Here is a 12,172-nt window from a genome sequence, read left to right on the forward strand (position 1 = left end):
ATCGGGGAAGCCCAGAAACCCCTAACCCCGTGGGGCGGCCTTGAGAAGGTGACCCCCCATGGGAGCGTGTGGGTCTTTGTGGGTCTTTCCCTCGGCCGGGGAAGACCCCAACGCGCTCATCAGGGACTCAGTGGAGCACCTTGAGGACGGTCGAGTTGCTCCTGCCGTCCAGGCCGAAACCGCTGAAGACCTGGATCTCCCTCTGCTGCCCGGGGGCGTCGGCCGACAGCGAGAGGCGGAACAGGTAGCGGTGGGCGTGCTGGTCCGTCAGCGAGCCGGCCAGGGCGGAGGTGTCGGCGACCAGCGTCGGGTCGCAGCCGTGGTGCAGCGGCAGGACCTGCCACCGGCCGCTCTCCATCGCCTCCACCTTCAGGTCCTGGAGTCGCAGATTGGTCCCGGGAGTGGCGTAGTCGGAGTCGGAGCTCGGGTTGTAGAGCGCGAACGACGGCGCGATCCTCGTGTAGTCCGCGCCGGTGAAGTTGGCCATCTCGACGCCGAGTTCGACCGGAGGGCCGCCGGCGGTCAGTGAGGTGGGCACCACCGGGACGAAGGCCGACGCCGGGTCGCCGTGGTGGGTCGCGCCGGGGGCGGACGCGGCCGTGACGCCGGCGGCCGAGCCGGTGTCGTCACCGCACGCCCAGGCGGCGGGGGCACTCGGCAGCAGCGGGGCGGCGGCGCTGACGGTGACGGCGAGGGCGCCCAGGGCGAGAGCCCTGCGGGTGGCGAAAGCGGACAGGACGTTCTTCGCGAAGCCGGGCACAGCGGATGCTCGCATGATGGGTTCCCCCAGGGGCCTGTCGCGGACTGCGTGGTGGAAGAGATGGGCCGGTAGCTGCACCCCCGGCGGCCCGCCGGACCGGTTCTCCGTGCCTTCGCACCTGCGCACACGTCTGCCGTCAGCCGGGTGGCAGCCGTTCTGAAGATATTTCCGGAGTGTCGCAAAGGGTATTCCAGAATACTGCTCGGATGGCCGAACATCGCGTTGAACTACCGCAGCAGACAGGGCCGGACACCGGGGCCGCACCGGCGTCCTCCACCCGGCGCTCGCTGCGCCGGGACGTCTCGCTACCCGCCCTGCTGGCCGGGCTGGTCTGTATAGTCGTCTCCTTCTCCGGGCCACTGGTGATCGTCCTCGCGGCGGCGTCCGCCGGACACCTGGACGCCGCGCACACCGCCTCCTGGATCTGGGCGGTGTCCATCGGCAGCGGACTCACCTGCCTCCTGCTGAGCTGGTGGACCAGGACGCCGGTGATCACCGCCTGGTCCACTCCCGGTACGGCGCTGCTGGTGACGAGCCTGGGCGCGTACCCGTACCGGGAGGCGGTGGGGGCGTTTCTGGTGAGCGGCGTGGCGGTCGCGCTGTTCGGCGCGACCGGTCTGTTCGGACGGCTGATCAGCACGGTGCCGACCGGGATCGTCAACGCGATGCTGGCCGGAATCCTGTTCTCCTTCGGCACCGGGGTCTTCGGCTCGCTGCACGAGGCGCCCGTGCTGGTGCTCGGCAGCTTCGCCGCCTTCCTGCTCGCCAAGCGCTACCTGCCCCGGTACGCGGTACCCGTGGCCCTGCTGGCCGGCGGGGTGCTGGCGGCCGGCACCGTCGGACTGCCGCTGCACCTCGGGGACGGCGGGCTGGTCCGCCCGGTGCTGACCGCACCCGCCTTCGGCTGGCACGCGATGGTCGGACTGGCGCTGCCGCTCACCATCGTGGTGCTGGCTTCGCAGAACGCGCCCGGCCTCGCCATCATGCACGCCTCCGGCTACCGGACGGACGACCGGCTGCTGATCGGAGCCACCGGCGCGCTCTCCGTCCTGCTGGCGCCGTTCGGCTCGCCCGGAATCAACCTGGCCGCCATCACCGCCGCGATCTGCACCAGCCCGGAGAGCCACCCCGACCCCGACCGCCGCTACGTCGCCGGGATGTCGGCCGGATTCCTCTACCTGCTGGTCGGCAGCTTCGGCGGAGTACTGGTGAGCCTGTTCACCGGCCTGCCGGCGGCGCTCATCGCGGTGATCGCAGGGGTCGCGCTGCTGGGGTCCTTCCAGGGCAGCCTGGCCGGCGCGCTCGCCGACGAAGGCGGCCGTGACGGCGCCGCGGTGACCTTCCTCGCCACCGCCTCCGGGATGAGCCTGTTCGGCATCGGCTCGGCCTTCTGGGGCCTGCTCCTGGGAATCGGTGCGCACCTGCTGCTGCGCCGCCGCTGAGCCGCCCCGGCCGGGTGAGCGGGGCGCGCACGCGCCCGGCCCCTTGGCGCCGCGGAGGTCGTGTACGGCCGCTGCGGGTGATGCGCCTGCGGATTGCGCCGGATGCCCCGCCGCGGTGGCCCGGTCCGGCGAAGTCACTCCCCACGAGGTCGGGTGCGTCCGGCGGGCCGGGTACGTCTTGGCGACCCCCACCCGAGCTCCAGGCCGGGTGACCGGAGTCCGGAGGACGCACCGTATGCCGAACGGTAGGTCTGGCCGAATCGTCCGGAGCGCGGCGGCGCTCAGCCTGCTCTCGGTCGCGGCTCTGCCGACCGTTCTCGAGGTGGCATCCCCGCCACCCTTCGGAACGATCGGCGCTCCGGCGCCCTCCCCGGACCGCGCCCTACCGCCGCACGGCACCGGCGGCGCCGAGCCGCGGTCGCCCGCGCCCGCGCCCACGGTGGACATACGCCGCACCGGAGACCCCACCGACCGGATCACGCTGGTGCTGATAGGCGACGGCTACACCGCCGACCAGCAGGAGCTGTTCCAGGAACAGGCGGACCGGGCCTGGCACGCGCTGATGGAGATAGAGCCGTTCCGCAGCTACCAGGGCTACTTCAACATAAGGCGGGTGGACGTGGTCTCCCCGGTCGCCGGGATAGCCGAGTCGGAGGGCCAGAGCCACCGGACGGCCACCCCGCTGGGGATGCACTTCTGGTGCGAGGGCACCGCCCGGCTGCTCTGTGCGGACGAGCCCACCACCGCCCGGTACGCGGGCAACGGCGACGGACCGCAGTACGTGATCGCCCTCGCCAACTCCAGCGAGTACGGCGGCGCCGGCGGTACCGCGGTGACCACCCTCGCGGGCGGCAGCCCGGACGCCGGGCGGATCATCCAGCACGAGATCGGCCACACCGTCGGCGACCTCGGCGACGAGTACGACAGCGCCCCCGACGACGCCGACTACCCCAACCTCTCCACGGTGAACGCCGACGAGATGGCCCGCACCCATGTGAAGTGGTGGCGCTGGCTCGGCGCCGAGTCCCCGGACGGCGGTGGCACCGTCGGGGCGTACCGCAGCGCCAACGGCATCTACCGGCCGACCGTCGACTCGGTCATGCGGACCCTCGGCGGCAGCTACAACCTCCCCTCCCGGGAGGCGATCATCGAACAGATCTACCGCCGGGTCGGCCCGATGGACCCGCCGGAGCCCGCCGCGGGCACGGTGGCCGGGCGGCCCCGGCTGCACGTCCGCCCGCTGCCGCTGTCCGGCGACCGGCAGCTGGAGGTGGTGTGGAAGGTCGACGGCGTGCCGACCACTCCCCAGGGAGCGGATCCGACCTGGCTGGACACCTCCTTGCTGCAGATCCCCTCCGGCAAGGACGTGAAGGTCACCGCGACCGTGCGGGACACCACCGACTGGGTGCGCGACGAGGCGTTCCGCGAGCAGCGCATGACCAGGACGGTGACCTGGACGCTCAGGGGCTGAGCCCTTGGAGCACGGGGTTCCTTCGCGTCCCCACCCCCGCTCGCGGCAGGACACCCGGCAGATTGGTCATTTGATGGGATGACTAGTCTGGTCGCCGTGCCCGTGGACCCAGACAGCCCAGCCGCATTCCGTCCAGTTCCCGGTCCTCGACTCCCGCCACAACCCGGATCCGAACCCTCCGAGCGCTCCAAGCGCGACCCCGCACCACCCGGCGGCCGGGCCGCCTGGGCCGCGTGGTCGATCGGTGTCGGCGTCTACGTCCTCGCGGTGATCCACCGCACCAGCCTCGGTGTGGCCGGCCTGGACGCGGTGGCCAGGTTCGGCATCGGCGCCTCGGCGCTCTCCGCCTTCGCCGTCCTGCAGGTGCTGGTCTACGCGGCCATGCAGGTGCCGGTCGGCCTGCTGATCGACCGGTTCGGGCCGCGCCGGGTACTGCTGCTCGGCATCCTGCTGCTGAGTACCGGTCAGCTCGCCTTCGCCTTCAGCTCCTCGTTCGGACCCGCGCTGGCCGCCCGGGCGGTGCTCGGTTGCGGCGACGCGATGACCTTCATCAGCGTGCTGCGGGTCGCCGCCCGCTGGTTCCCGGCGGCCAGGAACCCGCTGGTCGCCCAGCTCACCGGACTGGTCGGCACCGGCGGCAACCTGGTGACCACCGCCGTTCTCGCCCAGGCGCTGCACCGCGAGGGCTGGACCTTCACCTTCGCCCTGATCGCCCTGCTCGGCGTGGGCGCCTTCGCGATGGTCGCCCTGCTGCTCAAGGAAGCCCCGGCGGGCGTCACCGTCGTGCCGGCGACCGGGGGACGGCCGCCCGTGCGCGAGCAGGTCCGGCAGGCCTGGCGGCAGCCCGGCACCCGGCTCGGCCTGTGGGTGCACTTCACCACCGCCCTCCCGGGCGCGGCCTTCGGCCTGCTCTGGGGCATGCCCTTCCTGGTCGAGGGCCAGGGCATGAGCCGGGACGAGGCGGGCGGGCTGCTGACCCTGCTCGTCCTCAGCAACATGGCCTTCGGCCTGGTCTTCGGGCGGCTGGTCTCCCGGTACCCGGCCGCCCGGATCCCGGTGACCTTCACGGTCATCGGCGCCACGGCCGCCTGTTGGGCCGTGGTGCTCGCCTGGCCCGGCGGGCGGCCGCCGCTCTGGCTGCTGGTGGTGCTGCTCGTCGTCATGGGCAGCAACGGCCCCGCATCCCTGGTCGGCCTCGACTACGCCCGCGCCCACAACCCGCCCGAGCGCCTCGGCACCGCCTCCGGCATCGCCAACATGGGCGGCTTCATCGGCACGGTGATCACCCTCTTCGGCATCGGGCTGCTGCTCGACTCCCTCTCCGGGCCCGCCGGGCACACCGCCGAGACGTACCGGTGGGCCTTCTGCTGGCAGTACGTGCCGCTGGCGGTGGGGACGGGGATGATCGTCCGGCTGAGGAGGGAGCTGGGGCGGGCGTAGGGCTTTCGTAGGGTTTCTGACCTGCGGAAACGTCATTTCACGTACTGAACGTACGTGAAATCTTCTGGCTGTTGACGACTCGTGCGTTCCCCGAGCCGACAATCTTGCTCGCACGGCTCGGGTTCTCCCGCCCCAGGATCTTGCACACGTCCGCTGTGACGAACCACGGTTCGCCGTTGATCATGACCACCCTGATCGGCTGGCCGGTGACCGGGAAGCTGGACCGCACCAGCACCATGCAGGTTTCGTCACCCATGACCGCCCCTCCTTCACTCTCGGTGATGGGCTGCCCTGGACAACGAGGCCGAACGGGTGATGTGCCGGTACCAGCCGGGCGTACGGAAGCGCGACGCACGCCACCCGTGTACGCCACGGAGACGCGCTTCTGCTCAGCTGTAACGCATAGCCGCGTACATCAGTGGTCAAGAAGGCCGTCGGGAATCCCACGGACCGTCACGGCGTCAGTGCGAAGTTGGCCAGCACCCGGGCGGCCAGCTCCTGGTCGCCCTCGGCCTTGACCGGGCCCGGGCGGCCGCGGCCGCAGGCGAGCCTGGCGTACGTCTCCCAGTCCATCGTGAACTGGACGTCAGGGGCGAGGCTGACCCGCTCGTCCAGGGCGCCGCGGCCCTCGGCGTCCACCCGGACGGTGCGCAGGAACTCCACCTCACCGGTCACGTCGAAGGAGACCGCCGTCCCGGCGGGGGCGCCGGCCAGCCGGGCGACGGCCTTGGGGAGTCCCTCCAGCAGGAGGTCGCGGGTGATCAGGGCGGCGGGGGAGGCGAGGTTGCCGGGGATGCCGAGGGCGCGCCGCAGATCCTGCTCGTGCACCCAGACGTCGAACACCCGCTCGCGCAGCAGCGCCCAGTACGGCAGGTCGCGGGCGAGCGGCCCGGCGGGCGTGCGGACGAGGTCGCCCGGCTCGTACCTGGAGTCGCGTAGCGCGCGCGAGCGGCGGATGACGATGTAGTCCAGCTCGCTGGTCAGCTCGATCGGGGTGTGGCAGCGGCGCTTGTCGACGGGCAGCTCCACGTAGCGGGCGAACTCGGTGGTGACGTGCCGCAGATCGCGCGGCAGCGAGTGGATCGGCCGGGGATCGCCGAGCAGCTCGGACTCGACCGCGATGACGTGCGAGACGACGTCGCGGACGGACCAGCCGGGACACTCGGTGGCCCGGTTCCAGGAGTCCGTCGGCAGTGCGGCCAGCAGTTCGGATATCGACTCGATGGACTGCGTCCAGGCGTCGATGCAGGCCTGCACGGTCTGATTGTCCGTCACGGGTGTCTCCGGCTCTCCGTCAGGTTCCTTGCCGCGCTCGTCCGCCTCCGGGCGGACCGGAGTCCGGTGGACGAGGTGTCCAGGCTTCCGGGCGGACGCGCTACCCGCACGTTACGCTGCCGGATGACAGCTGGGCAGCGCTTTTGGGTGACGATCGTAGGACGGGTGCCATGGACGGTGGTAGTGTGCGCGCTTCATTGATCCAACTCGCGGTCTCCGACGCCGAGCCGCCGGAGGAGCGGCGGGCCAGGGCCGCCGCGCTGGTACGGGCGCAGGAGGGAGCCGACCTGGTCGTCCTTCCCGAACTGTGGCCGCTCGGGGGATTCTCGTACGACGCCTGGTCCGGCGGTGCCGAGCCGCTGGACGGCCCGACCGCCGAGGTGATGTCGGCCGCCGCCAAGGCGGCCGGGGTGTGGCTGCACGCGGGTTCGATCGTCGAGCGCGACCCGGACGGGCCCATCTACAACACTTCGCTCTTCTTCGCCCCCGACGGCGAGCTGCAGCGCACCTACCGCAAGATCCACCGCTTCGGCTTCGACAGCGGTGAGGCGGTCGCGATGGGCGCCGGCCAGGAGATCGTCACCGCCGCCACCGACTTCGGCACCCTGGGCCTGGCCACCTGCTACGACCTGCGCTTCCCCGAGCTGTTCCGGGCGTTGCTGGACGCCGGGGCCGAGCTGCTGGTCGTCCCGGCCGCCTGGCCGGCCCGCCGCCGTGAGCACTGGACGCTGCTCACCCGCGCCCGCGCGGTCGAGGAGCAGGCCTACGTACTGGCCTGCAACAACGCCGGGACGCACGGCGGGGTGGAGCAGGCGGGCCACAGCATCGTGGTCGACCCGTGGGGCAAGGTGCTGGCCGAGGCGGGCACGGACGAGGAGGTGATCACGGTGGAGTTCGATCCCGGCGAGGTCGCCAGGGCCCGTGCCGAGTTCCCGGTGCACCGCGACCGCCTGCTCGGCATCCCGGCGCCGGTGCAGCGCTGACCGGATGGCGGGGCCGCTGACCGGACGGCGGGGCCGCTGACCGTACGCCGTCGAGGACCGCTCACCGGCCACCCGGCGGCGGGCGGACCGCTCACCGGCCACCCGGCGGCGGGCGGACCGCTCACCGGCCACCCGGCGGCGGGCGGACCCCTCACCGGCCCCCCGGCGGTGGGCGGACCCCTCCGCTGCCCCGGTACGGCCGGGAACAAGTTCTTGCGCACCCGGCGGCCGTTTTTGAGAAGATGGGCCGCCGTCGCGGCAGCCTAGTCCGAAAGGGGGAGTCGTGGCCGGAACGTCCAGCTCCCTCGGGACCGGGAGCGGCCACCCCGCCATCCAGCGCAACAGCCTGCGGGAGCAGATCGCGGGCGCACTGCGCGAGGAGATGATGGCCGGACGCCTCGCGGCGGGCCAGAACTTCACCGTCAAGGAGATCGCCGAGCAGTACGGCGTCTCGGCGACCCCGGCCAGGGAGGCGCTGGTCGACCTGGCCGCCCAGGGGCTGCTCCGCGCCGAGCACCACAGGGGGTTCACGGTGCCGGAGTTCACCTGGGCCGACTTCCTGGAGATCTTCGAGGCCAGGACACTGCTCACCGACAGCTCGCTGCGCCGACTCGCCACCCGGCGGGGCGGCGCGGCCGCGCCCGGGTACGACTGGGCCCGGCTGCCCTCGCTGCGCCGCCGAGCCGAGGCCGCCGTCCGCGCCTCGCGGGCCGGTCAGCTGGACGTCCTGGTCGGCTGCGACCGGCGGTTCTGGCAGGAGGTCGGCCTGCTGGTGGGCAACCGCCGGATCGGCGACTACCTGGACTGGCTGCGGGTGCAGTCCTGGATGTTCGCGGCGCCCTACCTGCGCTCGGCGGACAACCTCGCCGGGGTCTGCTGGTCCGGGCACAACGAACTGGTGGACCGGATCGAGGCCCGCGACCTGGCCGGGACGCACCGGCTGGTCAACGAGTACAACCTGTTCACCGTCGAACTGCTGGCCTCGCTCACCGGGCAGCCGCTGGAGTCGGTCGCCGTGCTGTCGCTGCTCCACGAACACCTGGCCGAGGACTCCTCGTCCGCACCGCCGCCGGCCCCGGCGGGTCCGGATCCCCAGGCCCAGGCGTGCGAGGTGGCGGAGGTCGGCCTCGGACTGGTGCCGCTGCCGCGCTTCGTCCCGCCGAAGGGGACACCCGGAAGGTTCGGCGGGTCGGTGCGGGTGTTCCGGCCGGGGAGCGAGGAGCCCGCACCGGGCCGATAGGGTGGGCCGTCGTTGCCCGTCCTCCGGAGAGGAAGAGCCGGCCGATGGCCTGCGACCTGTGGCTGGTCCCGCTCGTGGACAAGCTGACCCACAGCCCCGAGAACCCGTTCCGGGACGACCTCCAGCGCTACAACCTCGCGCTCACCGCCCAGGGCCTGCCCGAGGTCCCCGTGTACGCGTACGCGCCGGGCATAACCGGGGAGGTCGAACCGGTGGCGGCGTTCGACTACAACTCGCTCCACTTCCTGCGCCGCGCCTACCTGTTGGGGCTGACCGGGTTCGAGGTCACGCCGGTGGACGAGCTCGGCGGGGACTACGAGCAGCTGCTGGAGATGTTCGAGAGCACGGCCGAACAGTCACACCTGGTGTGGCACTTCGACCATGCCGGGGCGTACGTGCCGATCGACTTCCTGCTTCCGGTGGTGGCCGAGAACCTGCTGGAGGCGGGCGGGCCGCTCGGGTCCTCGCAGGGGCTGCTGCGCGAACTCCAGTCCGTCGCCCCGGTGTTGGGCATCGACGTCTACAACCCGCCGGCCCCCACCCGCCCGCTCGGCCCGACCGGCCTGGAGCAGCCCTTCGGTCCGCCGCTGGACGACGTCCACCCCTACGCCCGCGAACGCCACGCCTGGGCCGGCCTCTACGCGGCGGCGACCCGCAGCGTCACCCAGGGCGCCATGATCGTCTTCGCCTGACGGCAGTCGCGGGGAGCGGCGGCACCGCTCGGGAACGGACGGGTGTGCCCCGGGCATTCCGTCCGGCCGTCTCCCGGCCCGCCGGGCGCGGCGGTCACCGCAGGGGCCCCTCCGGGGGCCGCTGGCGCGGCATGGTGGGCCGGGCACCCGGGGAGGGCAGCACGCGGACCTGGGCGCCCGCGCCGCCCTCGCTGCGCCCGCCCCAGGGGCCTGGGGCCTGGGTGGGCAGCTGGGTCATGCCGGCCCGGAACTCCAGCATCCACTCGGAGGTCTCGCTGCGGACCATGTCCGAGACGTCCTCGCAGAACCGCCGCAGTACTCCGAGGCAGCGCTCGGCGGCCTCCCCCGCCGTGCCCTCGGTGGGCCCGAGCACCTCGCGCACGCACTCCGAGGCCCAGTCGAACTGGAACGCCTCCAACCGCCGCTGCAGCGCCTGCGCGGTGCTGATGTCGCGCATCCAGCCGGACGTCAGCCCGAACGCCCGGTCCGTGCCCAGGCAGGCGGCGGAGAACACCAGCCCGATGTACCCCCAGCCCGCCGCCTGCCCGGCGAGGCCGGTGAGCGAGACCAGGGGGGCGGTCACCCCGGCGACCGCGAAACCGGCCGCGCCGAACCGCAGCAGCCGGGCCCAGCGGCGCTTCCAGACCCGGTCCTGGCGGTACCACTCGATCGCCTCGACGGCCCGCTCCTCGGACCACCGGTAGAGCTCCTCCAGCCGCTCGGCGGGCTCGCCCCAGTCCCCGAGCGGGAACTGGCGGGCGCTCAGGTCGGTACGGCGCCGCGAGGGCGTGCGCTCCGGGGAGGGCGTGACGGGCTGGTCCTCCTCGCCGACTTCCTTGCCCCAGGGGCTCTCCTCGGGCTGCATTTCCGGCTGGCTCACCTGTGGGGCTCCCTGTGGCGGGCGGACTGCTGACGCCCCGGCGGGGTGCCGGGACTGGCCGGGCGTCGGTCTGACGCCAGGTCCTGTGACGTTTCATCGGACCGGCCCGGCGCCGTGTGCGGGTCTGGGCCGCCCAATGGTGCCGTGCACCGGGCTTTGCCGGTGGTTCTCCAAGACAAACTCTTACCGCCAAATGGCTGAGCGTGGGGCCGGTTCCGGAGTGATCGTTATCGGATTTCGCCTCGGTATGCCGAGGTGGGAGGGTTTCGGCGGGCGGTGAGATTTCACCCTTCCGAGGGAGCGGTCCGCGGCGCTCCGACCTGACCCGGCAGTGGAAGACCCCCGAGACGGGTCGATTCTTGGATGTTCCTACAATGAGGTGGCGCCGATCTCCGTCCCGATCTGGAGCTTTCGACGGGGTCGGGCGCCGGTCGCCGGGAGGCCACCGACTACCCTGTGCGGCGTGAAGGTCCTCGTCATCGGCGGCGGCGCCCGCGAACACGCCCTGTGCCGCTCCCTGTCCCAAGATCCTGCCGTCACCGAGCTGCACTGCGCCCCGGGCAACGCCGGGATCGCGCGGGTGGCGACGGTCCACCCGGTCGACCAGCTGGACGGCGACCAGGTCACCGAGCTGGCCCGGCAACTGGCCGCCGATCTGGTGGTGATCGGCCCGGAGGCCCCGCTGGTGGCCGGCGTCGCCGACTCGCTGCGCGCGGCCGACTTCGCGGTCTTCGGCCCCTCGGGCGAGGCGGCCCGGCTGGAGGGCTCCAAGGCCTTCGCCAAGGACGTGATGGCCGAAGCCGGCGTCCCCACCGCCCGCTCCTACGTCTGCACCACCGCCGAGGAGGCCGCCGAGGCGCTGGACGCCTTCGGCGCCCCGTACGTGGTCAAGGACGACGGCCTGGCGGCGGGCAAGGGCGTCGTGGTCACCGCCGACCGCGAGGCCGCGCTGGCCCACGCGGCCGCCTGCGAGAGCGTGGTCGTCGAGGAGTACCTGGACGGCCCCGAGGTCTCGCTGTTCGCGATCACCGACGGCACCACCGTCCTCCCGCTGGTGCCCGCCCAGGACTTCAAGCGCGCCCTGGACGGCGACGAGGGCCCGAACACCGGCGGCATGGGCGCCTACTCGCCGCTGCCCTGGGCCCCCGAGGACCTGGTCGAGGAGGTGCTGCGGACCGTCCTGCAGCCCACCGTGGACGAGCTGCGCCGCCGGGGCACCCCGTTCTCCGGCCTGCTCTACGCCGGCCTCGCGCTGACCTCGCGCGGCACCCGGGTGATCGAGTTCAACGCCCGCTTCGGCGACCCGGAGACCCAGGTGGTGCTCGCCCGGCTGCGGACCCCGCTGGCCGGTGTCCTGCTGGCCGCCGCCGAGGGGACCCTGGACCAGCTGGAGCCGCTGCGCTGGGACGAGGGCGCGGCGGTCACCGTGGTGATCGCCTCCGAGGGCTACCCGGCCGCGCCGCGCACCGGCGACCCGATCGACGGCCTGGCCGAGGCCGAGTCCGCCGACGGTTCGGTCTACGTGCTGCACGCCGGCACCCGGGCCGACGAGGACGGGCAGGTGTTCAGCGCCGGCGGCCGGGTGCTGTCGGTCACCGCGACCGGCACCGACCTCGCCGAGGCCCGCGACCGCGCCTACCGGGCTGTCGGGCGGATCACCCTCAAGGGCTCCCACCACCGCAGCGACATCGCTCTCAAGGCCGCCGGGCGGTAGCCGGACGGAGACGGTCGACAGGGGCGCGGGGCAGAGCACCGCGCCCCTGTCGTCTGCCCGGCGCCTGTTCGCTGTCCGGCCTCTGCTGTTCCGCCCGGTCCCTGTTCACTGCCCGGCCCGGCGCGTGCGGCGCGTTTTGCGCTCGGCCGGAGGTATCCCCCTCGGGCAGTGCGTCCGCGATGAGGGCAGGCTGCGCGCCACACGGGAAGAAGCCGGGATTCCAGCCCTTCGGGTGACCAAGTGGCCATCCGGCTGACGCGGTCGGCGCCCGGGCC

Annotated in this window: 11 protein-coding genes; 7 read left to right on the forward strand and 4 right to left on the reverse strand. The window is 72.8% G+C overall.

Annotated elements, in window-relative coordinates:
* Positions 1-127: 127 nt before the first annotated feature.
* A complete protein-coding gene (locus ACZ5ON_RS23515) occupies positions 128-775 on the reverse strand; it encodes a hypothetical protein (protein WP_465595983.1) in 648 nt (215 codons plus the stop codon).
* Positions 776-966: 191 nt separating this feature from the next.
* Here ACZ5ON_RS23515 and ACZ5ON_RS23520 point away from each other — a divergent pair, with 191 nt between their 5' ends.
* The 3 genes from ACZ5ON_RS23520 to ACZ5ON_RS23530 all read left to right on the forward strand — a co-directional run bounded on the left by ACZ5ON_RS23520 (position 967) and on the right by ACZ5ON_RS23530 (position 5,113).
* A complete protein-coding gene (locus ACZ5ON_RS23520) occupies positions 967-2,202 on the forward strand; it encodes a benzoate/H(+) symporter BenE family transporter (protein ID WP_465595986.1) in 1,236 nt (411 codons plus the stop codon).
* Positions 2,203-2,437: 235 nt separating this feature from the next.
* Positions 2,438-3,673, forward strand: coding sequence for a M64 family metallopeptidase (locus ACZ5ON_RS23525; protein WP_465595989.1), 1,236 nt, complete (start codon positions 2,438-2,440; stop codon positions 3,671-3,673).
* Between the two features lie 96 nt (positions 3,674-3,769).
* Positions 3,770-5,113 carry an MFS transporter gene (locus ACZ5ON_RS23530; protein ID WP_465595992.1) on the forward strand — a complete coding sequence of 448 codons (1,344 nt, stop codon included), beginning with the start codon at positions 3,770-3,772 and terminating at the stop codon, positions 5,111-5,113.
* Between the two features lie 37 nt (positions 5,114-5,150).
* Here the strand turns inward: ACZ5ON_RS23530 and ACZ5ON_RS23535 are convergent, their stop codons facing one another.
* Together ACZ5ON_RS23535 and ACZ5ON_RS23540 are read right to left on the reverse strand one after the other, a co-directional pair.
* Positions 5,151-5,369 (reverse strand): BRO family protein, encoded by a 219-nt coding sequence (locus ACZ5ON_RS23535; protein WP_465595995.1) that lies wholly within the window; start codon positions 5,367-5,369, stop codon positions 5,151-5,153.
* A 197-nt stretch (positions 5,370-5,566) separates the two neighbouring features.
* Complete coding sequence (locus ACZ5ON_RS23540; RefSeq protein ID WP_465595998.1) at positions 5,567-6,388, reverse strand: maleylpyruvate isomerase family mycothiol-dependent enzyme; 822 nt, start codon at positions 6,386-6,388, stop codon at positions 5,567-5,569.
* Between the two features lie 185 nt (positions 6,389-6,573).
* On the opposite strand from ACZ5ON_RS23540, the gene ACZ5ON_RS23545 reads away from it, so the two are divergent.
* From ACZ5ON_RS23545 to ACZ5ON_RS23555, 3 genes are all read left to right on the forward strand, one after another.
* Positions 6,574-7,371: a carbon-nitrogen family hydrolase gene (locus ACZ5ON_RS23545; protein WP_465596001.1), complete on the forward strand. Its 798-nt coding sequence runs from the start codon at positions 6,574-6,576 to the stop codon at positions 7,369-7,371.
* Between the two features lie 283 nt (positions 7,372-7,654).
* Positions 7,655-8,611, forward strand: a complete 957-nt coding sequence (locus ACZ5ON_RS23550; RefSeq protein ID WP_465596004.1) for a GntR family transcriptional regulator — start codon at positions 7,655-7,657, stop codon at positions 8,609-8,611.
* A gap of 44 nt (positions 8,612-8,655) precedes the next feature.
* Positions 8,656-9,303, forward strand: a complete 648-nt coding sequence (locus ACZ5ON_RS23555) for a hypothetical protein (RefSeq protein ID WP_465596007.1) — start codon at positions 8,656-8,658, stop codon at positions 9,301-9,303.
* Positions 9,304-9,397: 94 nt separating this feature from the next.
* On the opposite strand, the gene ACZ5ON_RS23560 is transcribed toward ACZ5ON_RS23555, so the two are convergent.
* A complete protein-coding gene (locus ACZ5ON_RS23560) occupies positions 9,398-10,183 on the reverse strand; it encodes an SLATT domain-containing protein (RefSeq protein ID WP_465596010.1) in 786 nt (261 codons plus the stop codon).
* 463 nt (positions 10,184-10,646) lie between these two features.
* On the opposite strand from ACZ5ON_RS23560, the gene purD reads away from it, so the two are divergent.
* Positions 10,647-11,897 (forward strand): phosphoribosylamine--glycine ligase, encoded by a 1,251-nt coding sequence (gene purD / locus ACZ5ON_RS23565; protein WP_465596013.1) that lies wholly within the window; start codon positions 10,647-10,649, stop codon positions 11,895-11,897.
* Positions 11,898-12,172: the final 275 nt, after the last annotated feature.

It is taken from the genome of Kitasatospora sp. NPDC032150, from assembly GCF_055579945.1.